The organism is Stenotrophomonas sp. WZN-1 (assembly GCF_002192255.1).
Taxonomy (GTDB): Bacteria; Pseudomonadota; Gammaproteobacteria; order Xanthomonadales; family Xanthomonadaceae; genus Stenotrophomonas.
In genome coordinates this window covers 203762-226628 of the sequence record NZ_CP021768.1, presented here as the reverse complement: position 1 = coordinate 226628, position 22867 = coordinate 203762, and the positions used below count along the sequence as shown (strand labels likewise).

The 22867-nt window shown below is 67.7% G+C and carries 22 protein-coding genes; 6 read left to right on the top strand and 16 right to left on the bottom strand.

Annotation, left to right across the window (positions count from 1 at the left end):
• Positions 1 to 89: 89 nt before the first annotated feature.
• Positions 90 to 998: a LysR family transcriptional regulator gene (locus CCR98_RS00995; protein ID WP_087921171.1), complete on the top strand. Its 909-nt coding sequence runs from the start codon at positions 90 to 92 to the stop codon at positions 996 to 998.
• Positions 999 to 1081: 83 nt separating this feature from the next.
• Here the strand turns inward: CCR98_RS00995 and CCR98_RS00990 are convergent, their stop codons facing one another.
• Both CCR98_RS00990 and lepB read right to left on the bottom strand, forming a co-directional pair.
• Positions 1082 to 2338, bottom strand: a complete 1257-nt coding sequence (locus CCR98_RS00990; RefSeq protein ID WP_087921170.1) for an MFS transporter — start codon at positions 2336 to 2338, stop codon at positions 1082 to 1084.
• Between the two features lie 124 nt (positions 2339 to 2462).
• On the bottom strand, positions 2463 to 3089 hold the full coding sequence (gene lepB, locus CCR98_RS00985) for a signal peptidase I (RefSeq protein WP_087921169.1): 627 nt from the start codon (positions 3087 to 3089) through the stop codon (positions 2463 to 2465).
• A 250-nt stretch (positions 3090 to 3339) separates the two neighbouring features.
• Between lepB and CCR98_RS00980 the strand changes: the two genes are divergently transcribed.
• Together CCR98_RS00980 and CCR98_RS00975 are read left to right on the top strand one after the other, a co-directional pair.
• Positions 3340 to 3741 carry a hypothetical protein gene (locus CCR98_RS00980; protein WP_019661885.1) on the top strand — a complete coding sequence of 134 codons (402 nt, stop codon included), beginning with the start codon at positions 3340 to 3342 and terminating at the stop codon, positions 3739 to 3741.
• Positions 3742 to 3744: 3 nt separating this feature from the next.
• Positions 3745 to 4191, top strand: a complete 447-nt coding sequence (locus tag CCR98_RS00975) for a 3-dehydroquinate dehydratase (RefSeq protein ID WP_004153636.1) — start codon at positions 3745 to 3747, stop codon at positions 4189 to 4191.
• A gap of 78 nt (positions 4192 to 4269) precedes the next feature.
• Here the strand turns inward: CCR98_RS00975 and dcp are convergent, their stop codons facing one another.
• The 3 genes from dcp to arfB form a co-directional block, all read right to left on the bottom strand.
• Positions 4270 to 6426, bottom strand: coding sequence for a peptidyl-dipeptidase Dcp (gene dcp, locus CCR98_RS00970; protein WP_087921168.1), 2157 nt, complete (start codon positions 6424 to 6426; stop codon positions 4270 to 4272).
• A gap of 111 nt (positions 6427 to 6537) precedes the next feature.
• Entirely contained in the window at positions 6538 to 7140 is a 603-nt protein-coding gene (locus CCR98_RS00965; RefSeq protein ID WP_032130468.1) for a lysophospholipid acyltransferase family protein, read from the bottom strand.
• Positions 7141 to 7144: 4 nt separating this feature from the next.
• Entirely contained in the window at positions 7145 to 7576 is a 432-nt protein-coding gene (arfB, locus tag CCR98_RS00960; RefSeq protein WP_005420755.1) for an alternative ribosome rescue aminoacyl-tRNA hydrolase ArfB, read from the bottom strand.
• Between the two features lie 113 nt (positions 7577 to 7689).
• Here arfB and CCR98_RS00955 point away from each other — a divergent pair, with 113 nt between their 5' ends.
• On the top strand, positions 7690 to 8238 hold the full coding sequence (locus CCR98_RS00955; protein WP_170871738.1) for a DUF2059 domain-containing protein: 549 nt from the start codon (positions 7690 to 7692) through the stop codon (positions 8236 to 8238).
• Between the two features lie 98 nt (positions 8239 to 8336).
• Here CCR98_RS00955 and CCR98_RS00950 read toward each other — a convergent pair whose 3' ends face one another.
• From CCR98_RS00950 to CCR98_RS00935, 4 genes are all read right to left on the bottom strand, one after another.
• Positions 8337 to 9074 (bottom strand): pseudouridine synthase, encoded by a 738-nt coding sequence (locus CCR98_RS00950; RefSeq protein ID WP_087921167.1) that lies wholly within the window; start codon positions 9072 to 9074, stop codon positions 8337 to 8339.
• Between the two features lie 107 nt (positions 9075 to 9181).
• Positions 9182 to 9760 (bottom strand): O-methyltransferase, encoded by a 579-nt coding sequence (locus tag CCR98_RS00945; RefSeq protein ID WP_087921166.1) that lies wholly within the window; start codon positions 9758 to 9760, stop codon positions 9182 to 9184.
• 5 nt (positions 9761 to 9765) lie between these two features.
• The gene (ubiB, locus tag CCR98_RS00940) at positions 9766 to 11421 is read right to left on the bottom strand and encodes a ubiquinone biosynthesis regulatory protein kinase UbiB (protein ID WP_087921165.1); all 1656 of its coding nucleotides are present in this window, start codon (positions 11419 to 11421) and stop codon (positions 9766 to 9768) included.
• A complete protein-coding gene (locus CCR98_RS00935; protein ID WP_087921164.1) occupies positions 11418 to 12053 on the bottom strand; it encodes an SCP2 sterol-binding domain-containing protein in 636 nt (211 codons plus the stop codon). Before CCR98_RS00935 ends, ubiB begins: the two co-directional genes overlap by 4 nt.
• A gap of 377 nt (positions 12054 to 12430) precedes the next feature.
• On the opposite strand from CCR98_RS00935, the gene ddlA reads away from it, so the two are divergent.
• Positions 12431 to 13525 (top strand): D-alanine--D-alanine ligase, encoded by a 1095-nt coding sequence (gene ddlA, locus CCR98_RS00930; RefSeq protein WP_087921163.1) that lies wholly within the window; start codon positions 12431 to 12433, stop codon positions 13523 to 13525.
• A 124-nt stretch (positions 13526 to 13649) separates the two neighbouring features.
• Here the strand turns inward: ddlA and CCR98_RS00925 are convergent, their stop codons facing one another.
• The 3 genes from CCR98_RS00925 to oleC all read right to left on the bottom strand — a co-directional run bounded on the left by CCR98_RS00925 (position 13650) and on the right by oleC (position 16534).
• Positions 13650 to 13805, bottom strand: a complete 156-nt coding sequence (locus CCR98_RS00925) for a DUF1328 domain-containing protein (protein WP_005407633.1) — start codon at positions 13803 to 13805, stop codon at positions 13650 to 13652.
• An 81-nt stretch (positions 13806 to 13886) separates the two neighbouring features.
• A complete protein-coding gene (oleD, locus tag CCR98_RS00920) occupies positions 13887 to 14879 on the bottom strand; it encodes a 2-alkyl-3-oxoalkanoate reductase (protein WP_087921162.1) in 993 nt (330 codons plus the stop codon).
• A complete protein-coding gene (gene oleC, locus CCR98_RS00915) occupies positions 14876 to 16534 on the bottom strand; it encodes an olefin beta-lactone synthetase (RefSeq protein ID WP_087921161.1) in 1659 nt (552 codons plus the stop codon). The genes oleD and oleC overlap by 4 nt, the downstream gene beginning before the upstream one ends.
• Positions 16535 to 16638: 104 nt before the next feature.
• Here oleC and CCR98_RS00910 point away from each other — a divergent pair, with 104 nt between their 5' ends.
• The gene (locus CCR98_RS00910; protein ID WP_087921160.1) at positions 16639 to 17064 is read left to right on the top strand and encodes a YkgJ family cysteine cluster protein; all 426 of its coding nucleotides are present in this window, start codon (positions 16639 to 16641) and stop codon (positions 17062 to 17064) included.
• A gap of 114 nt (positions 17065 to 17178) precedes the next feature.
• Here the strand turns inward: CCR98_RS00910 and CCR98_RS00905 are convergent, their stop codons facing one another.
• From CCR98_RS00905 to CCR98_RS00890, 4 genes are all read right to left on the bottom strand, one after another.
• Entirely contained in the window at positions 17179 to 18069 is an 891-nt protein-coding gene (locus CCR98_RS00905) for an alpha/beta fold hydrolase (protein ID WP_033835519.1), read from the bottom strand.
• A gap of 117 nt (positions 18070 to 18186) precedes the next feature.
• Positions 18187 to 19203 (bottom strand): 3-oxoacyl-ACP synthase III, encoded by a 1017-nt coding sequence (locus CCR98_RS00900; RefSeq protein ID WP_014035559.1) that lies wholly within the window; start codon positions 19201 to 19203, stop codon positions 18187 to 18189.
• 103 nt (positions 19204 to 19306) lie between these two features.
• On the bottom strand, positions 19307 to 19624 hold the full coding sequence (locus CCR98_RS00895) for a DUF4156 domain-containing protein (RefSeq protein ID WP_087921159.1): 318 nt from the start codon (positions 19622 to 19624) through the stop codon (positions 19307 to 19309).
• A 196-nt stretch (positions 19625 to 19820) separates the two neighbouring features.
• Positions 19821 to 22670: a pitrilysin family protein gene (locus CCR98_RS00890; protein WP_087921158.1), complete on the bottom strand. Its 2850-nt coding sequence runs from the start codon at positions 22668 to 22670 to the stop codon at positions 19821 to 19823.
• Positions 22671 to 22867 lie beyond the last annotated feature (197 nt).

The following is a 22867-nucleotide window of genomic DNA, read 5'->3' as shown; positions in this document are numbered from 1 at the left end:
CAGTTGGCCGCGATCTGGCGGGGTCAGAGCCCGTTGCTGCGCAACGGGCTCTGACCCCATTTCCCGCCGGCGATGAATAGACTGCACCCATGTCCATCGAACTCCGCCATCTGCGTTACTTCCTTGCCGTCGCCGATACGCTGCACTTCGGCAAGGCGGCGGAGCGGCTGGGCATGTCGCAGCCACCACTCAGCCAGCAGATCCGCCAGCTGGAAGACCTGATCGGTGCGCGCCTGTTCGTGCGCAGCCATCGTCGCGTGCAGCTGACGCCTGCCGGTGAGCTGCTGCAGGAACGTGCACGGGCCATCGTGCAGCAGGTGGAAACGGCGGTGGACGAAGTCCAGCGCGCGCAGCGCGGTGAGCAGGGTGAGCTACGCATCGGGCTGACCCGCGCGACGCCACTGTCGCCGCAGATTCCGCGCTCGATCCTGCAGTACCGCCAACGCTATCCGCAGGTGCGCCTGCAGCTGAGCGAGATGAACACCCTGCAGCAGATCGATGCGCTGCTCGACGGTTCACTGGACGTGGGCATCATCCGCAAGCGTGCGCTGCCACCGGAGCTGGTGGCGCACAGCCTGTTCGTCGATCCACTGGCGCTGATCGTGCACGCCGACCACCCTGCCCTGCACAGACTCCCGGCGCAGGGTGCGCTGTCGCTGCGCGATTTTGCGCAGGAGCCGTTCGTGGCATTTCGCCGCAGCGCCGGTGCGGGCATCCATGACCACATGATCGCATTGTGCGCGGCGGCGGGCTTCACCCCGCGCATCGTGCAGGAGGCCGGTGAGGCCTCGACCCTGATCAGTCTGGCCGCCGCCGGCCTGGGTGCGGCGATCCTGCCGTCGTCCTGCGATCACATCCGCGTGGAGGGCGCGCGCTTCGTCGCGCTGGCCGATGCCGGTGCGCATTCGGAGGTGCAGCTGGCGTGGCACCGCGAGGGTGTGACGCCGTTGATCCGCAATTTCGCCGGGCTGCTGCGTGAGGCGTTCGCCGAAGGGTGAGCGTGCAGTCCACCCGGTAGTGGCCAACCTTGGTTGGCCCACGGCCACAGCGCCGACCAAGGTCGGCATCTACCAGAGCAGGATCACGCCGTCACCGGCTGCGGGGCGCGCTGCTGCAGCGCCCAGACAATGCCACCGCCGATCAGGGTCAGCACGGCGGCGAACAGGCACACACCCAGCCAATCCCAGGCCGCGTAAGCCAGGCCGCCCACACCACCGAGCACGCTCGAACCCAGGTAATAGGCGAACAGGTACAGCGCCGAGGCTTCGGCGCGCATCGCACCGGCGCGGCTGCCGACCCAGCTGCTGGCCACCGAGTGGCCGCCGAAGAAGCCGAAGGTCACCAGCGCGATGCCCAGTGCCATCGTGCTCAGCCATGGCGTCGCCAGCAACGCGATGCCGGCGCCGATCAACGCGAACGAGATCGACAGGATGCGGCCGCGGCCGTAGCGCGTGGCCTGCTGGCCCATCCACGCCGAGCTGAAGGTGCCCACCAGGTAGACGCTGAAGATCAGGCCGACCACGGTCTGGCTGAGGTGGTACGGCGGCGCCAGCAGGTGGTAGCCCAGGTAGTTGTAGAGGGTGACGAACACGCCCATCAGCACGAACGAGGTGGCGAACAGCCACGGCAGGCCCGGGTCGGCGAACAGCGTGCGCCAGCGCGACGGCAACTGGCGCAGGCCGCCGCGACGTGCATGGAAATGCCGCGACGGTGGCAGCTGCAGCCACAACAGCACGGTACTGGCGATGGCGATGATCGAGACCACGCCGATGCCCCAGCGCCAGCCCCAATGGTCGGCGATGATGCCGGCCAGCAGGCGCCCGCTCATGCCACCGATGGCATTGCCGCCGATGTACAGGCCCATCGCCAGGCCCAGCGCGCGGCTGTCCATTTCCTCGACCAGGTAGGTCATCGCCACCGCCGGCACGCCGCTCAGCGCCAGGCCAAGCAGGGTGCGCAGCACCAGCAGCGTGGTCCAGTCATCCACCAGCGCGGTGCTCAGCGACAGCATGGCCGAGGCCAGCAGCGCAGCGATCATCAACGGGCGACGGCCGACCGCATCGGACAGCAGGCCGGCCAGCAGCATCGCCACCGCCAGCGTGCCAGTGGTCAGCGACAACGACATCGCGCTGCCGGCGGCGGACACGCCGAAGTGACGGCTGAACTCGGGCAGCAGCGGCTGCACGGTGTACAGCAGGCCGAAGGTGGAGAAGCCGGCCAGGAACAGCGCCAGCGCGGTGCGGCGGAAGGCCGGCGTGCCCTGCTGGATGCGTGTCTCGGCGCTGGAATCAACAGTGTGGGGGCGGCGTTCGACGGCCGCCGCGGTTTCGCCAGTCATGGGATCGATGGGCCGGTGGGGACGGCCGGGCATGGGAGGGAACGGCCCTCAGACTAGGCCCGCCGATCCAGTCGATCCATAACCTGATAGGTCAGGATTGATACACAAGAAGTATCAATTCAGCTTACAGGCGCTGCCACTCGAAACCGTCGCCACGGCGGTAATAGACCGCGACCGCGCGGCCGTAGAGCTTGTCGGCGTCGACGAAACCGAAGAAGCGGCCATCGAAGCTGTTGCCGCGGTGGTCACCCAGCACCAGCACCTTGCCGGCCGGCACCACCAGATCGGCGATGTCCGGACCGCCGCCCATGTCCAGGTCGAGGCGGGCACGGCGCTCGCCGAAGGCTTCCACGTCCTGCAGGTCGGCGATCTGCAGCGGCTGGCCGTTGATGCTCAGATGGCCCTCGCGCATCTGCACATGGTCACCGGCCACCGCCGCCACGCGCTTGATCAGGCGGGTGCCGTCGGCCGGTGAATCGAATACCGCCACTTCACCGCGCTGCGGAACGCCGGTCGATAGCAGTTCCTTGCCGGTGAACGGCAGGCGCAGGCCATAGGCACGCATGTCCACCACCACCCGGTCGCCGGGCTGCAGGGTCGGCTGCATCGAGCCGCTGGGCACCACATAGTGGTTGGCCAGGGTATCGCGGGCAGCGGCGAGCAGGCCGAGCATCACCAGCAGCGGCAACGCTTCCTTCTTCAGCCAGGCCAGCGCGCGTTCGGAAAAGGGAGGACGGGCAGCAGCATCCATGACAGGCTCCGAATAAGTAGTAGCGCTATCAGACCACATCCGGACGCAGGAGGTTCCCGGTAGCGCCGGGCCACGCCCGGCGAGCGCACAGCGCGGCCGTTTCATCACGCCGCCGGGCATGGCCCGGCGCTACCGATGCACGGGTTACGCAGGTTTTACGCCCCGGCCCGGCTGCGGGCATCGCACCTTTACGTGCAGCACGCGCATCGTGTGCCCACCGCGCCACAGGGCGCATTCCGCAAGGTGTTGTATGACCCTCCTGGTGATCCGCCACGCATCTTCGTCGGCGCCGCGCCCGCAGTTGCCGGCGCAGCTGGCCGGCCATCGCGTGCTGTGCAGCGACTGTGCCAGCCTGTCCGAGGTGCGCCAGTGCCTGTGCCAGCCGCAGGCGCGCTCGGCCGACTGGGTACTGCTGGATGTCGGCGCCGCCGACGAGGCGCAATGGCAGGCCGAAGGTGGCGCGCTGCAGGCGGCGCTGGAACGGCTGCCGGCGCAGTACATCGAGCTTCAGGCTCCCAGCGAACCCGGCCTGGATGCACGCCTGCGCCTGCAGCACGGCCCCGCCGCCGTGGTGGTCGACCAGCGCAGCCAGCAGGCCGGTTACCCGTTGTCGCTGGCCATTGTCGGCCGCCGCCTGGCACAGGAGGGCTGAGCCATGTCGATCTTCATCATCCGTGGCCCGGAAGCGGCCGGTGCGCTGATCCGCACGGCAATGCCCCTGCCGGCGCCGGTGCTGAAGTCGCTGGTGCATCGTGCGATCGACGCCGGCACCAGCGTGGCGATCCGTGCCTGTGGTTCGGAGCAGGAACTGCTGGACGCCCTGCGCGTGGCCGACCACAGCCGCGGCGAGGTGACTCTGCTTGACCCGGGCGCGTGTGCCAACAGCCTGCGCCTGCAGCGCCTGCTGCCGTACCTGCACAACGCCTACGTGGAAGTGCATGACGACGGCGCGGTGGCCGAGCCGTGCCTGCCGGCCGGCGTCGGCCAGCGGCTGGGCATCGCCGCCGGGTATGGCGCGCAGAGCTATGTGCTGGCGCTGGATATCGCGCTGGACCACCTGGGCCTGGCCGAGCAGGCGAACCGGGTGCATGTGGGCACGTAAACCGCGTGTGTAGCGTCGAGCCATGCTCGACGCTACACAACGAAAAACGGCGGGGTTGCCCCCGCCGTTCTCGCTTTCTTATTTCAGCCCGCGGAACTTCAGCAGCGGTTCCACCGACGGATCCTTGCCGCGGAAGTCGCGGTACAGGGTCGACAGCTCCACGCTGTTGCCGCGCGAGAGGATCTTGTCGCGGAATTCCTGGCCGTTGGCCGCCGTCAGGCCACCGTGCTCGGTGAACCACTGGTAGGCGTCATGGTCCAGCACTTCGGCCCAGAAGTAGGCGTAGTAACCGGCCGAGTAACCGCCACCCCAGATGTGGTCGAAATAGGTGGTGCGGTAGCGCGGCGGCACCTGCGGCAGGTCGACCTTGAACTTCTTCAGCGCGCTGGCTTCAAAGGCGCCGACATCCTGCAACGGCGCATCGGCCTTCTGGGTGTGCCAGGCCAGGTCGAGCAGCGCGGCCGACAGGTACTCGGTAGTTGCGTAGCCCTGGTTGAAGCTGCGTGCCTTGAGGATCTTGTCGACCAGTTCCTGCGGCATCGCCTCGCCGGTCTTGTAGTGCTTGGCGTAGTTGGCGAAGACCTTCGGGTCCAGCGCCCAGTGCTCGTTGAACTGCGAGGGGAACTCGACGAAGTCGCGCGAGGTGGCGGTGCCGGCAATCGACGGGTACTTCACGTTCGAGAACATGCCATGCAGTGCGTGGCCGAACTCATGGAACATGGTGGTGACGTCGTCGAAGCTGATCAGCGCAGGCTGGCCGGCGGCCGGCTTGGTGAAGTTGCAGACGTTGTAGACCACCGGCTTGGCACCGGTCAGGCCATCCTGTTCAACAAACACGTCCATCCAGGCGCCGCCGGACTTGCTGTCACGCTTGAAGTAGTCGGTGTAGAACAGGGCCAGCGAGGTGCCGTCCTTGTCGAACACTTCGTACACCTTCATGTCCGGGTTGTAGGTCGGAATGTCGGTGCGCGGCTTGAAGGTGATGCCGTACAGCTGGGTGGCGGCGTAGAAGACGCCGTTCTGCAGCACGTTGTCCAGTTCGAAGTACGGCTTGACCTGCGACTCGTCCAGATCGTACTTGGCCTTGCGCACCTGCTCGGCGTAGAAGTCCCAGTCCGAAGCGGCAACCTGGAACCCACCCTTCTGCGCGTCGATCACCTTCTGGATCTCGCCGGCTTCGGCGCGGGCCTTGGCGGTGGCGGCCGGCACGGTGTCGGTCAGCAGCTTGAGCGCGGCGGCCGGGGTCTTGGCCATCTGGTCGCCCAGCTGGTAATCGGCAAAGGTGTCGAAGCCGAGCAGCTTGGCCTTCTGCGCACGCAGCTGGGCCAGTCGCTGCACAGTCTGCCGGGTGTCGTTGGCATCGCCGCGCTCGGCGCGGGTTTCCGAGGCCTTCAGCACGGCGGCACGCTGGTCGCGGTCGCTCAGCGAGCCGAGTACCGGCTGCTGGGTGGTGTTCTGCAGCGGCAGCAGGAACTTGCCATCCAGCTTGCGCTCCTTGGCAGCCGCCGCAGCGTTGTTGATCGCGTCCTCGTCCAGGCCGGCCAGCTTGGCCTTGTCGTCGACGACGACGGCAGCAGCAGCGGTGGCGGCCACCAAGCGGGTATGGAACTGGGTGGAGAGGGTGGTCTCTTCCACGTTGAGCTTGCGCAGGGTCGCCTTGTCGGCGTCGGACAGCTGCGCACCGGCGCGCACCAGGCCGTCGTAGTAATGCTCGACCAGGCGCTTCTGCACCGGATCCAGCTCCAGCGTGTCACGCTGGTCGTACAGCGACTTCACGCGCGCGAACAGCTTCGGGTCGAGGTTGATCTCGTCCTGGTGCGCGGCCAGTTTCGGCGCCACCTCTTCCTGGATCTTCTGGCGCGCATCGTTGGTATCGGCCTGGACCAGGCCGAAGAAGATGCGCGATACGCGGTTCAGCGTCTCGCCGCTGCGCTCCATCGCCACGATGGTGTTGTCGAAGGTCGCCGGCTCGCTGCTGTCGGCGATCTTGCGCACGTCGGCCAGGTGCTGGCGCATGCCTTCTTCGAACGCCGGCAGGTAGTCGCTGTCCTTGATCTTGTCGAACTGCGGTGCCTGGAACGGCAGCGTGCTCGCACTCAGCAGCGGATTGGTGGAGGCTTCGGCCGGCTGCTGGGCCGGGGCTTTCTGGGCATCGGACACGGGGGTGGACTCCTTGCCGGAACAGGCCGCCAGCGCCAAGCTGATGGCGGCGGCCAGGACTACGGTACGCGACATGTAAAACACTCCTTGGGCAGACGGTACGGGATACCAGCCCTCCACCCTACTCCTGTCGCGCTCGCCCGGCATGTGCCGGACGTGGCGTCTATTCGGCGGCCTGCGGCCGGCTCAGACCGTGCCGCGGGTCTTGCCGATCCACGGCCGGTAGAACTCGCGGATGGCGGCCATGTCGGCCGCGTCGTCGCCGGTCGGCGTGAACAGCGGGCCGATGCCGATGGTCTTTTCCGGATAGTGGAAATACGCGGCCAGGATCGGCACGTCGGCCATCCGTGCGATCTTCAGGAAGCCGGCCTTCCAGTCCTTCACCGCCTTGCGGGTGCCCTCGGGCGTGATGGCGAACCACATCTTCTCGTTGTTGCGCAGCAGGTCCACCGCCTGGCCGACTGTGCCCTGCGGCGAGCTGCGATCCAGCGGGATCACGCCCAGCTTGTGCAGCAGCGGGCCCAGCGGCCACCAGAACAGCGAGGCCTTGCCCAGCACCTTCACCTTCATGCCCAGCGCGATCTTGGCCGCCATGCCCCACAGGCCATCCCAGTTGGACGAGTGCGGCGCGATGATGAAGACCAGCCGGGGGATGTCAGGCAGAGTGCCGGTCACCTTCCAGCCGCCCATGCGCAGGGTGCAGCGCGCCAGCCAGCGCAGGAAGGCGTTGGGTTTGACCTGCGGCATCTGCGGCGGCACGGCCGGCAGCAACGAAGTCGGGTTGTTCAAGCAATCACTCCCAGTCACGTGATGAGCGCCCGCGCTTGATCTGCGCGCGCCCGCGTTTGGCGTCCAGACGACGCAGTTTCGACCCGAGGGTCGGCTTGGTGGCCTTGCGCGGTTTGGGCACGCTCAGCCCGGCCTGGATGAAGGCCGCCAGCCGCTCGCGCGCATCCTCGCGATTGCGATCCTGGGTGCGGAAACGTTGCGCGTCGATGACCAGCACGCCTTCGCCGGTCATGCGCCGGTCACGCCGCGCCAGCAGGCGCGCGCGCAACGGTTCGGGCAACGAGGGCGAGTTGGCCACGTCGAAACGCAGTTCCACCGCGGTGGAGACCTTGTTGACGTTCTGGCCACCGGCGCCACTGGCACGCACGAACCGCTCGACGATCTCGCCGTCGGGGATTTCAAGCTGCGCGCTGATGGTGACCGGTCCACTGCCCATCCGCGCATTGTAGCGGCAGGCACGCGGCGGAGTGCGGCATCGCGCCCCGTATGCCGCCGATCAGGTACCGAACACGCCGCCTTCGCCTTGGCTGCGGGTATGCTGGCCGTCCCATGTACCGCAGGAAGCCCCGCATGACCCGCTTCGCACCCGCCCTGCCGTCCCTGCTGCGCCGCGCCGCCCTGCTGCTGGCGCTGGCCGTGGCCAGCGTTCCGGCCCTGGCCGCCCCGCCGACCGACGGCGACATCAACCGCCTGCTGTCGGCCTCGCGTGCGCAGAGCATGATCGACACCATGGTGCCGCAGATCGAAGCCATGCAGCAGCAGCAGTTCCAGCAGGTGGCCGCGCAGCGCCAGCTCAATGCCCAGCAGCAGGAACAGCTGAAGCGGATCCAGGCCCGGACCAGCCAGACCCTGCGCCAGGCCATGTCGTGGCAGCAGCTGCGGCCGATGTACGTGGACCTGTACAAGAAGACCTTCAGCAAGGAAGACGTACTGGCGATGGCCGAGTTCTACGAGAGCCCGGCCGGCCAGAGCCTGCTGGACAAGACCCCGGCACTGATGCAGAACGTGGTGGTGGCGATCCAGGCACGCATGCAGCCGCTGTTCGCGGACCTGCAGAAAGACCTGGAAGCGATCGTCAACGAGCCGGAAAAGAAGTGAGGTAGTGCCGGCCGCGAAGTGAGGTAGTGCCGGCCGCTGGCCGGCAATGCCAGCGCAACGGGAATCAGGCCGCCGCCGGGCACAGCCCGGCGCCACCTTCAGTCCACCTGCCAGCCGAACAGGTCCAGCGCCTTCTGGAATTCGCGATCCAGCGGCGCACTGACATCCACGTTGCCGCCCTCCGGATGCGGAAAGCGCAGGCGCTCGGCGTGCAGCAGCATGCGGTGCACGCCCTGCATGCGGAAGATGCGGTTGTGGCGCCCATCACCGTGGCTGGTGTCGCCGATCATGTGGTGCGAGAGATGCTTGAGGTGCCGGCGGATCTGCCGGAAGCGCCCGGTCTGCGGCTGGCAGCGCAGCAATGCGTAGCGTGAGCTGGTGAATTCACCGACCGGCACCGACAGCTCGCCGGTGGCCAGCCGCTGGAAATCGGTGATCGCCGGCTTCTTCACCGGCTTGCCCGGCCCACCATCCAGATCATGGTTCACCCGCCAGGATGACTCGGCCGGCCAGCCACGGCAGACCGTCAGGTAGTCCTTGGCCACTTCACCGCCCATCAACGCCTTGCCCAGCGCACTGGCGGTCTCGCGGTCGAAGGCCAGCAGCAGGCAGCCACTGGTGGCGCGGTCCAGGCGGTGCACCAGGAAGATCGGCCGCCCCAGCTGCTCGCGCAGGCGGTCGGCCAGGAAATCATCCTCGCCACGGGCCAGCTTGCTGTCGTGGACCATCAGCCCGGCCGGCTTGTTGACCACGGCCAGGCGCTCGTCCAGGTGCAGCAGCTGCAGGGGCGCGGTGTCGGTCTCGACCGCGGCGAGGGTATCGGGTTCGGTGCTCACCGCGGGATTATAAGGGCCTGCCTTCTGTAGAGCCGAGGCCATGCTCGGCTGCGCTGTGCGACCGGCAACAGCGTGCCAACCAAGGTTGGCACCTACCTGTAGCGCAGTCAGGCGTTGCGCACGGCCAGAAGCTCGCCGTTACCCACCGGCACCAGGCTGGTGCTGAAGTCCGGATCAGCGTCCAGCAGCGCACGCAGCGGCTCCATCTGTCCTGCATGCGAAGTGGCGTTGTCCACCACCAGCAGGCCACCGGGGCGCAGCACGCGACGCAGCTGCGGCCACCAGCCGGCGTATTGTTCGCGGTCCGAATCGAGGAACAGCAGATCGATGCTGGCATCGGCGGCCTGCTCCAACCACTGCCCGGCATCGCCGTGCACCAGCGTGATGTGCCCGGCGAGCCCGCTGCGCGCGAACGTGGCACGCGCCATCGCCACCTTGTCCTCGGCGTATTCCAGCGTGGTCACATGGCCGTCGGCGGCGGCGGCCGCTTCGGCCAGCCACAGCGTGGAGTAGCCATTGGACGTGCCGATCTCCAGCACGCGCCGCGCCTGCCCGAAACGCACCAGCACCGACAGGAATTCACCGGTGTCCGGCGTGATGTTGAGCATGCGGCGGCCACGCTCGGATTCACGCGCGTCGTTTTCGGCGCCGAACCGCGCCAGCTCGTCCTTCAGCGCCTTCAGCATGGGGTTTACTTCCACCACGCGCGCGCTAGCGCCAGCGCGCCGACGGCACCGGAAACCCAGCTCCACATCGGCACGTCGCCCCAGTACCAGCCCGGCGGCTGCAGAACATACATCAGTGCGGCGATGGCCAGCAGGCCGACACCAGTGATCGCACCCACCGCGTGCTTCTGCAGGCGCTGCACGCTGGTATCGAGTGCGACCAGATCACGCGAGCGCATCGCCAGTTCATGCCGGCCTTCCACCTGCTGGGTCAGCCAGGCGTGCACCAGGCGCGGCATATCCGGCGCATGGGTCATGATTTCCGGCAGGCGCTTGCCGATCTCGCGTACCACCCGGCGCGGGCTGTAGCGCTCGCGCAGGATCTTCGCCAGCACCGGCTTGGCCACCGCCCAGATGTCGATCTGCGGATCGAGCTGGCGGCCGACGCCTTCGATGTTCAGCAGGGTCTTCTGCAGCAGGATCAACTGCGGCTGCAGGGTCAGCTGGTAGCGCTGCGCCACGCGGAACAGCTTCATCAGCACTTCGGCCAGCGAGATCTGCGACAGCGGACGGGTGAAGTACGGCTCGCACACCGAGCGCACGGCCGCTTCCAGGTCATCGATGCGCACGTTGTCCGGCATCCAGCGCGCCTGTACATGCAGTTCGGCGATGCGGCGGTAATCGCGGTTGAAGATCGCCATGAAGTTCTCGGCCAGGTAGTACTGATCTTCCTGCGAGAGCTGGCCCATGATGCCGAAGTCCAGCGCGATGAAACGCGGATTGGCACGGCGCGACGGATCGGTGTCGACCCAGATGTTGCCGGCGTGCGCGTCGGCATGGAAGAAGTTGTCGCGGAACACCTGCGTGTAGAACACCCGCACGCCCTTGGCGGCCAGTGCCTTGCGGTCGATGCCCGCCTTGTCCAGCGCGGCGATGTCGTCGGACGGAATGCCCCACACGCGCTCCAGGGTCAGCGCGCGCTCGGCGGTATGGCTCCAGATCACTTCCGGCACGTACAGGTCGTCGCTGTTTTCCCAGAAGCGGCGCAGCACACTGGCATTGGCGCCTTCGCGCTGCAGGTCCAGCTCGGCGGCCAGGGTGTTCTCGACTTCGGCCACCACTTCGCGTGGGCGGATCTTGTCGGCACGCGGGTGGGTACGCTCGACCAGGGCGGCCAGCGAGTTGAGCAACGCGATGTCGGCGTCGATCTGCTTCTCGATGCCCGGGCGCAGCACCTTGACCACCACCTGGCGGCCATCGGCCAGCGTGGCCGCATGCACCTGCGCGATCGAGGCCGAGGCCAGCGGTTCGGTGTCGAAGCTGGCGAACGCCTCGCTGACCGGCAGGCCAAGTGCTTCCTCGACGATGCGGCGCGCGGTATCGCCGTCGAACGGCTTGACCCGGTCCTGCAGCAGGGTCAGTTCATTGGCCACGTCCGGCGGCACCAGGTCGCGGCGGGTGGACAGGATCTGGCCGAACTTGACGAAGATCGGGCCGAGATCCTGCAGCGCCAGGCGCAGGCGCGCACCGCGCGACTGTACGGCGATGTCGGCCGAAGCACGCGGCACGAACGGTTTGGCCAGGCGCAGCCAGCGCTCGGCCGGCGTGCCCTGCAGCAGGTCGTCGAGGCGGTAACGCAGGATCACCCGGCCGATGCGGCTGGCCCGCAGCACGGCCTTCATGCGGCACCCCGCAGGCGCTGCACGCGCGCGCCGAGACGTTCGACGTCATCGCGCAGCACGTCCACGTCATCGTGGAAGGCATCCAGTTCGGCGCGCGGCACCACGTCGCGCGATTCCTCGGTGATGAATTCGGCGGCGCTGTGGGCCAGGTCGATCGCGCCCTGGCGCGCGTGCTGCAGGGCGCCGCGCAGGGTGTTGGCCACCTGCACGCCCAGCACGTCGCCGAACACGCTGACGAACGGCTGCTGCCAGTCCGGGTCGAAGCCCTTGGCCAACTGCTGCAGGCGGCGCGCCAGTTCGGCGTCGCCGGCCACCCGCACGCGGCCCTTGCCGTTGTTGTCGCCACGCCGAGCGTTGGCCAGCAGCGGCAGTTGCGCCAGCACGCCGGCCAGGCTGCTGCGCACGGCCAGGTCGGCTTCCTGCGCATCCACCGGGCCGACCCGCAGCTGGTCGCCGTCGACGCTGATGCGCATCGCCAGTGACGGTGCTTCCAGGGTCAGGTCGATGTGCCGGCCATCGAGGCTGCCCAGTGCATGGCGGGTATCCGGATCCAGCGCCAGCGCGCGGTTCAGGGCGATCTGCAGGGCGCGGCCAGCGACCGGCTTGAGGGACTTGAGCAGGGAGAGAGCCATGTGCGCATTCTACCTGCGCGGGTGGGGGGCTTGGGCCGGGCTGCCGCCCGGCACCCGCGGTAGTGCCGGCCGCTGGCCGGCAACTTCAACACCAACAGCATGCATTCCGTGGGATGGCGGGGTGGGTCCGGTCGCGGGGGACGCCGTAAACCCATCCGTGGGGGCTTGGCCGCGGCATCCATGCCGCGGCCCCCCCCCGCAACCGGACCCACCCCACCTTCGACAGGTTCCTGCTGCTGTTGGTGGGTGTCGACCTTTGTCGACACGGTAGATCCACGCGATGCGTGGATGGATTTCTGGTTCATCTGTGCCTCACGCGGACGGCCGATGAAGGTTCATGCTATGAGGCCACGCAACGCACAGGACATCGCAGCACCATGGCACGGACCCGGGTCGGCATCATCTTCGGGGGCAAGTCCTCCGAACACGAGGTTTCACTGCAGTCGGCGAAGAACATCCTCGATGCGCTTGATCGCGAGCGCTTCGAGCCGGTGCTGGTCGGCATCGACAAGCAGGGCCAGTGGCATCTGAGCCAGCCGGACACCTTCCTGATCAATGCCGATGATCCGTCGCGCATCGCGCTGCATCGCTCGGGCCAGTCGCTGGCGGTGCGCCCGGGTGCCGAGCAGGCACAGCTGCAGCCCTCCGACGCGGCCAGTGCACTGGGACAGATCGACGTGGTGCTGCCCATCGTGCACGGGCCACTGGGCGAGGACGGTGCGCTGCAGGGCCTGCTGCGCATGGCCAACCTGCCCTTCGTCGGTTCGTCGGTGCTGGGCTCGGCGGTGGCGATGGACAAGGACGTGACCAAGCGCCTGCTGCGCGACGCCGGGCTGCGGGTGGCGCCGTGGCTGTGCATTCGTCGCCACCAGGCGGCGGCGGTCGATGTCGATGCGGTGATCGCGCAGCTCGGCCTGCCGCTGTTCGTGAAGCCGGCAAACCAGGGTTCGTCGGTGGGCGTGAGCAAGGTCAAGGATGCGGCGGCTTTCACCGAGGCACTCGAACTGGCGCTGCGCTATGACCACAAGGTGCTGGTGGAATCGGCGGTGGTCGGCCGCGAGATCGAGTGCGCGGTGCTGGGCAACGAACATCCGCAGGCCAGCCTGTGCGGCGAGGTGGTGGTACACGACGAGTTCTACGCCTACGACACCAAGTACATCAACGAAGCAGGCGCCGAAGTGGTCGTACCTGCGGAAATCGATGCTGCAACCCAGGCGTGCATCCAGCAGGTCGCGCTGCAAGCCTACCAGGCGCTGGAGTGTGCGGGCATGGCACGCGTGGACGTGTTCCTCACCGCGGGCGGCGACATCGTCATCAACGAGGTCAACACGCTGCCCGGCTTCACCCGCATCAGCATGTATCCGAAGTTGTGGGGTGCCAGCGGCGTGGATTACACCACGCTGATCACGCGCCTGATCGAGCTGGCGCAGGAACGCCATGCAGCCGATCGTGGATTGCACAGCGCCGTGTAGCGGCGCTCGCTGTCTCTGCAGAGTCGAGCCACGCTCGACGCTACAAAAGGGGCGTGCCGACCAACGGTCGGCACCCGCCGGAAAGAACAGTGCCGGCCAGCGGCCGGCACTACCCTGCGGTCGTCTAGCCGCGCTTTCGGAACATCGAGATCACCGCAAGGATCAGGAACACCACGAACAGGATCCAGGCGATGTTCGTTGCGGCGCCGGCGATGCCGGAAAAACCCAGAACGGCGGCGATGATGGCGATGACAAAGAAGATGATGGCGTAGTGCAGCATGGCGCTCCTCGCGGGTGGTCGAGCCTTGGATGGCGTGGGTCCATCCTCCCGTTCCCGCGGTGTGCAACCAGTGATGGCGATCTATGCAGCAGATGAAGCCTTCAGCCTGCGCAGCCCTTCTTCGATGCTGACCTGCGGCACATAGCCGAAATCACGGCGGGCCGGTTCCATGCTGTACCAGTGCGGCGTGCACAGCTGCTCGGCCAGGAAGCGGGTCAACGGCGGCTCGCCGCGCAGGCGCAGCAGCGGCCACAGACGTTCGCAGGCCGCGCCGATGCGATAGGCGGTCTTGAAGCTGATCGCCTTGTCCACCGTCGGCGCGCCAACCGCGGCCAGCAACTTGTTGACCAGCTCGCGCATCGGCAGCGGCTCGCCGTTGGAGATGAAGTAGGCCTTCCCCGCACACGCAGCGCCCGGTGCCAACGCTTCGAAAGCGAGGAAATGCGCCAGCGCGGCGTTGTCGATATAGGTGGTGTCGACCTTGTTGTTGCCGTCGCCGACCAGCCGCAGGCGGCCCTGCCGCGCACGTTCTGCCAGGCGCGGCACCAGTTGCTGGTCACCCGGGCCCCAGATCAGGCGCGGGCGCAGTGCCACCGTCGCCAGCGACGCATCGTTGGCGGCCAGCACGCGCTGTTCGGCGATTGCCTTGGTCGCCGCATAAGGTGCCTGGAAGTCCTCGCCGTATGGCACCTCGTCAGCCCCCAGGCCTTCCACCGGATGCGTGGCGCGGTGGGTCACGCTGGGCGTTGAGGTGTAGACCAGGCGGTTGATGCCGTGCGCGCGGCAGGCGGCGATGACGTTGTCGGTGCCGACCACGTTGGCCTGGTGGTAGCTGTCATAGCTGCCCCAGGCGCCGGCCTTGGCGCCGTTGTGGAACACCGCATCGACGCCGGCCACCGCATGCAGCACCGCCTGCGCATCGGCCAGATCGCCGCGGATCTGGCCCACCCCCATCGCCTGCAGTTCCGGGTAGTGGCTGCGGTTGAACGCCAGCACCTGGTGGCCACGTTCGACCAGCCCGCGGCACAGCGCCTGGCCAAGGAAACCACCACCACCGGTGACCAGGATCTTCATGCGCGCTTCTCCAGTTCGGCGCTGGCCCAGACGGCGAGCTTCTCGCGGCCGATCTTGGCGTTGTGACGGATATCGACGGGGAACGCGGGATGCATCAGTACGTGCTGCAGGTTCGCCTCGGGCAATCGCAGGGTGGCCTGGGCGCGCAGCGCCTCGCGCAACGCCGGGCTGTCGCTCTGGCCCCGCTGCAGTTCCACGCACAGCACCGGCACCTGCGCACCCGCCGGACCAACGCCAACCAGTGCCGTGCGCGCCACGCCGGGCACGGTGTTGAACACCGGCTCGACCTGTTCGGTGTACAGCGGCCCCTGTGCGGTTTCCACGCGATGGGTCTTGCGACCGCAGAACCACAGGCGGCCCTGCGCATCGAAGTAACCCACGTCACCCATGCGATGGACGATGCGGGCGCTGCCATCGGCCAGCGTCTCGCGGATCTTCGCGGCGGCGGTGGCCTGCGGGCGGTTGAAGTAACTGTCGGTAGCGGTCGGCCCGGCCACGGTGATCTCGCCCACCTCGCCGGTAGCCAGCACACGGGCCTGCGACCAGTCGGCCAACGGTGCGTCATCGATGGCGATGATGCGCACCTCGTTCGGCTCCACCACGTTGCCCACGCAGGTGCCGGCGCCGGCCTCGGTGGCCGCGCGGGTACGCTCCAGCTCGCGTCCCTCCACCACCGCCACCGGCAGGCACTCGGTTGCGCCGTATGGGGTCCAGAACTGCGCATCGGCGGGCAGCAGGCTGCGGATGGTGGCGACCACGTCCGGCGGCACCGGCGCACCGGCCGAGGTCACCCGGGTCACCGTCGGCAGCGGCCGGCCGTGCCGGGCCAGCACCCGCATCAATGCGGGCGAGCCGAACAGCTGGGTCACGCCGAAGCGCTGGATGGCATCGTGCAGGCGTGCCGGGTCGGCCTGCGCCGGCCGCGTCGGGTCCATGTCCGGGATCACCGAGGTCAGGCCCAGCGCCGGGTCGAACAAGGCAAACGGCGGGAAGGTCGGCAGGTCCACCCCGCCCGCTTCCATGCCGAAGGCGCTGCCCAGCAGCTGGATCTGGCCGACGAAGTGGCGGTGGCGGTAGACCACGCCCTTGGGCACGCCGGTGGAGCCGCTGGTGAACAGGATCGCGGCCATGTCCTCGCCATCCGTGGCGGCCAGCATCGGCCCACCGTTGGCGCCGGCGCGCTCCAGCGCAGCCAGGCTGGTCCCGCCCCAGCCGAGGCGGCGGCCGACGGTGACCAGGCGGGTCGCCGAGGGCGCCCAGCGCAGCACCAACCGCGCCACATGCGCCAGAGGGATGCCGATGAAGGCCTCCGGCTGCGCCTCGTCCAGGCACTGCTTCAGTGCGCGTTTGTCGATGCCCGGATCGACCAGCACCGGCACCGCGCCCAGCTTGAACAGGGCAAACATCAACAGGAAGAACTCCGGCGACGGGCGCACCATCACCACCGTGCGCACCCCGCGGCCAATCCCGTAGCCGGCCAGGCCGGCGGCCATGGCGTCGCTGCGGGCGTCCAGCTGGCGGTAATCCAGGGTTACGTCGTAGGCGGCCATGCCGTTGCCGGCGCCACGGCGGCCCGGGCAGCGGATGGCGATCTGGTCAGGGCGTTCACGCGCCAGTTCAGGCAGGCGCGCGGCAATATTGCAGGGTCGGTTCATCCGTTCATTGTCGCCGCTTACGGAATTTCTTGCGCGGCGGCCCACTTCGTGGAAAATCCGCACCCTCGTTCCCGATTCCGACTGCCGCCCGAGGCGGCTTGCCCATGCAACATCCCTGCATGACCTGCGGCGCCTGCTGCACCCAGTACCGCGTGGCCTTCCATTGGATGGAATCAGACGAGGTCACCCCCGGCGGCGTGCCGCACCAGCTGACCGAGGTGCTGGACCCGCACCGCCTGTGCATGCGCGGCACCCATTCCAAGCCGGTGCGCTGCGTGGCGCTGGATGCGCAGATCGGTGTGTACTCACGTTGCACCATCCACCCCAACCGGCCCAGCGTGTGCCGTGAGGTGGATGCATCGTGGGAGTACGGCAAGGCCAGCCCGCAGTGCGACAAGGCGCGCATCGCCTATGGCCTGGACCCGCTGACCCTGGCCGACTGGCGCTGGCGCGAAGACGCAGACAATGACGACGATCATCCGGACGACAACGGCAACAGTCCGTCGCCGCAGGCGCCGGTCGCGGCGTAGGGGTAGTGCCGGCCGCTGGCCGGCAACCTCATGAACCTTCCGGCGTGCCGACCAACGGTCGGCACCCACCCATTCCTTCCCCCTGTGGGTGCCGACCGTTGGTCGGCACGCCCCTCAGATCGGGTTCTTGTCCAGGAACGCGCGGATTTCCGGCACAAGCACTTCGTGCTTGTCTTCCAGCACGTAATGCCCGGCGTCCTCGAAGGCATGCACCTGGGCCTGCGGCAGCGCGGCCTGGAAACCCTTCAGGAAGTGGTGGTCGAACACGAAGTCGCGCAGGCCCCAGCCGAGGAAGGCGGGGCGGTCGGCGAACGACGGCAGCGCCTTGCCGGCACGCTCCAGCAGCGACCACGCCTTGTCGGCCGGCGACAGCGGGATGTCCTGCATGAAACGGATGGTGCTGATGCGGTTGGCGTAGCTGTTGTACGGCGACACGTAGGCGCGGCGCACGTCGGCCGGCATCTTCCGCTCCACGCCCAGCCACGAGGCGCCGGACGAGAACGCGTTGAAGGTGCGGATGATCCACTCGCCGATCTTCCAGTGGCGGCCCAGCGCGATCTGCCACGGCATTTTCTTCGCCGCCGGCATCGGGAACGCGGCGGTGTTGAGCACCACCAGGCGCTTCACCTGGTCGTGGTGCGACAGCGCCCAGCCGAAGCCGATCATGCCGCCCCAGTCGTGCACGGCCAGGGTCACCGGACCGGTGATGCCCAGGTGCTTCAGCAGCGCGTCGAGATCGTCCACGCGCGACTGCAGCGTGTACTCGTAGCGGCTGTCATCGGGCTTGTCCGACAGGCCCATGCCGATGTGGTCCGGCACGATGCAGCGGTACGTGTCCGACAGGCCGGCCACCAACGTGCGCCAGTAATAGCTCCACGACGGGTTGCCGTGCACCATCACCACCACTTCGCCGTCGCGCGGGCCTTCGTCGAGATAGTTCATCGACAGGCCCGGGCGCACTTCGAAGCGCTGCGGGTGGGCGGGGTAACCGGGAAGCTGGGACATCGGATCGCACCTGTAGAAAGGGCCGGTAGAACCGGCCCTTGGACACTTGGAAAAATCATCGCTGTCCGCCGCGAGCGATTGGCCAGGCAATCACACAGCAGGTCAGCGGTGACTTTTTTACCAGACCACTTCAGCCATCGAGCAGTTCAGGCCCGAGCCGATGCCGAGCAGCGCGATGCGATCGCCCTTCTTCAGCTTGCCCAGCTGCTTGAGCTTGCTAAGCACGATCGGCACCGAGGCCGGGCCGATGTTGCCGTGCTCGCCGAAGATGGTCATGACCTTCTTCGGGTCGATGCCGAAGTTCTTGATGAACGCAGCGGTGTGCGGCTGGCTGACCTGGTGGATCACGAACTGGTCCAGCTCTTCCACGGCCCAGCCCAAGGCGATCTTGGCGGCTGTGAAGGTCTTCTGGGCCAGCTTGATGCCTTCGATCAGCAGCAGCCGGGTATCGGTGACCATGCGGTCCAGGTTGCCCAGGCACAGCTGGTTCCACTCGGTGGCCGAGCGGGTCACGCCACCCTTGTAGCGCGGCGCATCCGGCACCAGTTCCGAGCGCGCCATCACCATCGCGGCGGCGCCCGAACCGGTGGTCAGGGCGGCCAGCTCGTTGCGGAAGTCGTCAGCGGTGACGTCCGGGGCGGTCATGCGCTCCAGGGTCTTCTCGTACACCAGGTTGGCGGTCTCGCCATCCACCACCAGCGCGTAGTCGATGTCGCCGCGCTCGATCATGCGCGCCGCGATATCCATGCCGTTGATGAAGGCCAGGCAGGCATTGGCGACGTCGAAGGTCATGCACTCGTCGCTGACGCCGAGGTTGCCCGACACGATCGAGGCCGTGGACGGCTCCAGGTAGTCGCGGCTGACCGAGGTATTGACCAGCAGGCCGACCTGCGTCGCATCGATGCCTGCGTCTTCCAGCGCCTTGCGGCCGGCCATGGTGGCGGCATCGGACGCCAGTACACCGTTGTCCCACAGGCGGCGGGCATGGATGCCGGCGATATCGCCGAGCACGTCGGTGCGGATACCGAGGCGATCCAACGTCGGCTGCAGCCGCTCGTTGATTTCCTTGGTCGTCAGCGTATGCGGCGCATCAACGTGTGCCAGGCCGGCGATCGAGACATTCTTGAAGAGCATCGAGGTTAGCGCCAAGGCTCAGGCAAAAGGGGGCGCTATTCTATAACCCCCGGGGCCTTCACCGCATCTTTACGAATTCAGGCTTGGCCGTATGGTGAAGCGTTCAGCGCGGCGGGCACTGGAAAGCGGCGAAGCGCTGGCTGCCATCGGCGGGAGCGGCGGCGGCCTGTACGGCGTTGGCGCCGGCGCTCGGGGCCTCGTTGCGGGCCAGGGTTTCCAGCTCTTCCTGCACGCGCAGCGGGTTGCGGTTGTAGAAACCGACCTTGCTCTTCACGGTGACCACCACCTCGCCCTTGGTGATGCAGCCGGCCGGAACCGGGCCTGCCGGCAGCACGCGGGTCGCCTTGCCGGCCGGTTCGATCGGCACCCAGGTACAGGCAGTGACGGTGAGCAGCAGGGAGGAAAGCAGCAGAACGCGCATGGGCAGATCCTGGAAGGGTATGTGGGGGATTCTGCCTGAACAGCCTGAATCGAGGGTAGCCGGGCCCCACCTGCGGTAGCGCCGGGCCATGCCCGGCGAGCGCGCAGCGCGGCATCGCTGGCCGCCGAAAAACCGCCGGGCATGGCCCGGCGCTACCACAGGCGGCCTGCTCGCCGGGGCGGGCAGGCACATCACCTTACTTCTTGACCGGATTGCCTTCGGCGTCGATCACCGTCACTTCGCCCAGGTTCAGCGCGCGCACGGCCGCTTCGGTCTGCTTGAGGTCACCCACCACCACCCAGGTCAGCGCCTGCGGCTTGATTTCGGCGGCCGCCTGCTGCACCTGCGCCGGGGTCATCGCCTCGATCTCGGCCTTGCGACGCAGCACGTAGTCATCCGGACGCTTGAACTGCACGATCGAACCGATGGTCGACGCCACCGCACTGGCGGTCTCGTAGGCACCGGGCAGGCTGAGGGTCTGGATGTTGCGGATGCGGTTGACCTCGGCGGCGGTGGCCGGCTTGCTGCCATCGGCGAACGCGGCAATCTCCTTGCGCATTTCCGCCATCGCGGGCCCGGTCTTGTCGATCTGCACCGGTGCGCTGGCTATCCACGGGCGCTGGCCCACCGAGTTGATCGCGCTGCTGCGTGCACCATACGACCAGTGCTTGTCCTCGCGCAGGTTCATGTTCAGGCGCGAGGTGAAGTCACCGCCGATCACGCCGTTGGCGATGTCAAAGCGGGTCGAGCTGGTGGCACTGGACGGCGCCACCACCTGGCCGGCGAACAGGTTGGCCTGCACCGCGCCCGGCTGGTCGATCAGGAACACGCGCGGGCCCTTCGGCAGCACGACATCGGTGGCTGCCTTCACCTGCGGCGCGTCGCCGGTCGCCTTCCAGTCGCCCAGCTGCTTGTCCAGCAGCGGCACGATCTCGGCCAGCGTGGTGTCACCGACCACGATCAGGGTGCCGTTCTGCGGGCGCAGCCAGTCGTGGTGGAAGTCGACCAGGTCCTCACGGGTCAGGCCGCTGATCGCCGCCTCGTCGCCGCTGCCGGTGAACGGAATCGCATACGGGTGGCCCTTGCCGTACAGCAGCGGCGGCAGCACGCGCATTGCCACCGCACCCGGGTTGACCTTCTCCTGCTGGATGCCGGCGATCCAGCTCGCCTTGACCCGGTCGATCTCGCCCTGCTCGAAGCGCGGCTCGCGCAGCAGGTCGCGGTACAGCGCCAGCGACGGTGCCAGGTTTTCCTTCAGTGCCGACAGGTCCACGCTCATCGAATCCAGGCCGGCCGAGGCATCCAGGCTGGCGCCCAGTGCATCAGCGGCATCGGCGAAGGCCAGCGAGCCGAGCTTGCCTGCGCCTTCGGTCATCAGGCTCATGGTGAAGTTGGCGGTGCCCGGCTTGCGGCCCTGGTCGGCGCTGAAGCCGCCCGGGAACTGGTAGCTGAACTGCACCACCGGAATCTCGTGGCGCTCGGCCAGGATCACCTGGGTGCCGTTCTTCAGCGTGGCGCGCTGCAGCGCCGGGAACTTCAGCTGCGGGAACTCGCGGGTCTGCGGCACGCCGGCCTTGCGGTCGACCTGCTCCGGCAGGGTGCTGTACTTGGGGTCCACCGCCGGCACGGTGAACGGCTTCGGCGCCTGGCTCGGGTCTTCCTTCAGCGCCACGCGTTCACCCGGTGCGATCACCAGGGTGTGGCTACCCTTGTCCAGCCACTGTGCGCCCAGGCGGCTCAGATCGGCGGCACTGGCCTTCTCGATGTTGGCCAGCGAGGTGCGGAAGCAGCCCGGGTCGCCGGTGAACACCGCGCACTCGGCCAGCGCATCGGCCTTGCCGCCGAAGCCACCGATGCGCTCGATGCCACGGATGAAGCCGGCGCGGGCGCCGGTCTTGGCGCGCTCCAGCTCGGCCGCGGTCGGGCCCTGCTTGATCAGCCGGTCCAGTTCCTCGTCGATGATCTTCTCGACCTTGGCCGGGTCCTGACCCTGCTTCACCGTCGCCATGATCACGAAGTTCGAACCCAGCTGCGAGGTCGACAGGCCCGACGCGATGCTGTCCACCAGCTTGTCCTGGTGCTGCAGGCGCTGGCTCAGGCGCGATGACTTGGCGCCGCCCAGCACCTGCGCGAACAGCTGCAGCTGGTCGACCTCGGTGGTGCCGACCTGCGGCACGTTCCAGGCGCGGTAGATGCGCGCCTGCGGCACCTTGTCGGTCATCGTCTCGCGGGTGTCGGCGCTGCGCTTGGCCACGTTCACGGCCGGCTGCGCCATGGTCGGGCCGGCCGGAATGCTGCCGAAGTACTTGCCGACCTTTTCCTTGGCGGTGGCGACGTCGATGTCACCGGCCAGCACCAGCACCGCATTGTTCGGGCCGTACCAGGTGCGGAACCAGGTCTTCACGTCATCCAGCGACGCCGCGTTGAGATCGTTCATCGAGCCGATCACGCCGTGGTGGTACGGGTGGCCAACTGGATACAGCGCCTTGTTGAGCTGGTCCCAGGCCTGGCCATAGGGCTGGTTCTCGCCCTGGCGCTTCTCGTTCTGCACCACGCCACGCTGCTCGTCCAGCGCCGCCTGGTCGATCGCGCCGACCAGATGGCCCATGCGGTCCGACTCCATCCACAGCGCCATGTCCAGCGCGGTGGTGGGCACGTTCTCGAAGTAGTTGGTGCGGTCGGTATTGGTGGTGCCGTTCTGGTTGGTGGCACCGACCTGCTTGAACGGTTCGAAGAATTCGCCGTCGTGGTTTTCGCTGCCCTGGAACATCAGGTGCTCGAACAGATGGGCAAAGCCGGTACGGCCGGCCGGTTCGTCCTTGCTGCCCACGTGGTACCAGACGTTGACCGCGACGATCGGCGCCTTGCGATCGGTATGCACGATCACGCGCAGGCCGTTGGGCAGGGTGAACTGCTCATACGGGATATCGACCTTGGCCGGTGCCGCCGGCTTGGCGGCAAGCGCGGAGGTAGGCGCAAGCGTGCCCAGGGCGGTGCTGAGTGCGACGGCCAGCAGTGCAGCGCGCGGGCGAAGGGCGAGAGACATATCCGGATCCTTGGTCACATAGGTGAACCCCGATCCTAGCCTGCGCAGGCAACGGCAGGAATCGGTCGCCAGTCACTGGGGGTGTTTGCCTGGATGACCATCCAGCCCAGCTCCGTGGGCGGTCCTGATCCGTCACATGCGCCGGCTGAAGACGTCCGGACAGTGTCCGCGGCACATCGAATGGACAGGTGTCCGCC

Bases quoted from the DNA above. Each gene is read 5' to 3' on its own strand.
- CCR98_RS00925 (WP_005407633.1), bottom strand. From the start codon at position 13,805: ATGCTGCACTACGCCATCATCTTCTTTGTCATCGCCATCATCGCCGCC.
- arfB (WP_005420755.1), bottom strand. From the start codon at position 7,576: ATGGGCAGTGGACCGGTCACCATCAGCGCGCAGCTTGAAATCCCCGAC.
- CCR98_RS00955 (WP_170871738.1), top strand. From the start codon at position 7,690: ATGTACCGCAGGAAGCCCCGCATGACCCGCTTCGCACCCGCCCTGCCG.
- CCR98_RS00900 (WP_014035559.1), bottom strand. From the start codon at position 19,203: ATGCTCTTCAAGAATGTCTCGATCGCCGGCCTGGCACACGTTGATGCG.
- CCR98_RS00890 (WP_087921158.1), bottom strand. From the start codon at position 22,670: ATGTCTCTCGCCCTTCGCCCGCGCGCTGCACTGCTGGCCGTCGCACTC.
- CCR98_RS00995 (WP_087921171.1), top strand. From the start codon at position 90: ATGTCCATCGAACTCCGCCATCTGCGTTACTTCCTTGCCGTCGCCGAT.
- CCR98_RS00990 (WP_087921170.1), bottom strand. From the start codon at position 2,338: ATGACTGGCGAAACCGCGGCGGCCGTCGAACGCCGCCCCCACACTGTT.
- oleC (WP_087921161.1), bottom strand. From the start codon at position 16,534: ATGAACCGACCCTGCAATATTGCCGCGCGCCTGCCTGAACTGGCGCGT.
- CCR98_RS00895 (WP_087921159.1), bottom strand. From the start codon at position 19,624: ATGCGCGTTCTGCTGCTTTCCTCCCTGCTGCTCACCGTCACTGCCTGT.
- ubiB (WP_087921165.1), bottom strand. From the start codon at position 11,421: ATGAAGGCCGTGCTGCGGGCCAGCCGCATCGGCCGGGTGATCCTGCGT.
- CCR98_RS00935 (WP_087921164.1), bottom strand. From the start codon at position 12,053: ATGGCTCTCTCCCTGCTCAAGTCCCTCAAGCCGGTCGCTGGCCGCGCC.
- CCR98_RS00910 (WP_087921160.1), top strand. From the start codon at position 16,639: ATGCAACATCCCTGCATGACCTGCGGCGCCTGCTGCACCCAGTACCGC.
- oleD (WP_087921162.1), bottom strand. From the start codon at position 14,879: ATGAAGATCCTGGTCACCGGTGGTGGTGGTTTCCTTGGCCAGGCGCTG.
- CCR98_RS00905 (WP_033835519.1), bottom strand. From the start codon at position 18,069: ATGTCCCAGCTTCCCGGTTACCCCGCCCACCCGCAGCGCTTCGAAGTG.
- dcp (WP_087921168.1), bottom strand. From the start codon at position 6,426: ATGTCGCGTACCGTAGTCCTGGCCGCCGCCATCAGCTTGGCGCTGGCG.
- CCR98_RS00980 (WP_019661885.1), top strand. From the start codon at position 3,340: ATGACCCTCCTGGTGATCCGCCACGCATCTTCGTCGGCGCCGCGCCCG.
- CCR98_RS00945 (WP_087921166.1), bottom strand. From the start codon at position 9,760: ATGCTGAAGGCGCTGAAGGACGAGCTGGCGCGGTTCGGCGCCGAAAAC.
- lepB (WP_087921169.1), bottom strand. From the start codon at position 3,089: ATGGATGCTGCTGCCCGTCCTCCCTTTTCCGAACGCGCGCTGGCCTGG.
- CCR98_RS00975 (WP_004153636.1), top strand. From the start codon at position 3,745: ATGTCGATCTTCATCATCCGTGGCCCGGAAGCGGCCGGTGCGCTGATC.
- ddlA (WP_087921163.1), top strand. From the start codon at position 12,431: ATGGCACGGACCCGGGTCGGCATCATCTTCGGGGGCAAGTCCTCCGAA.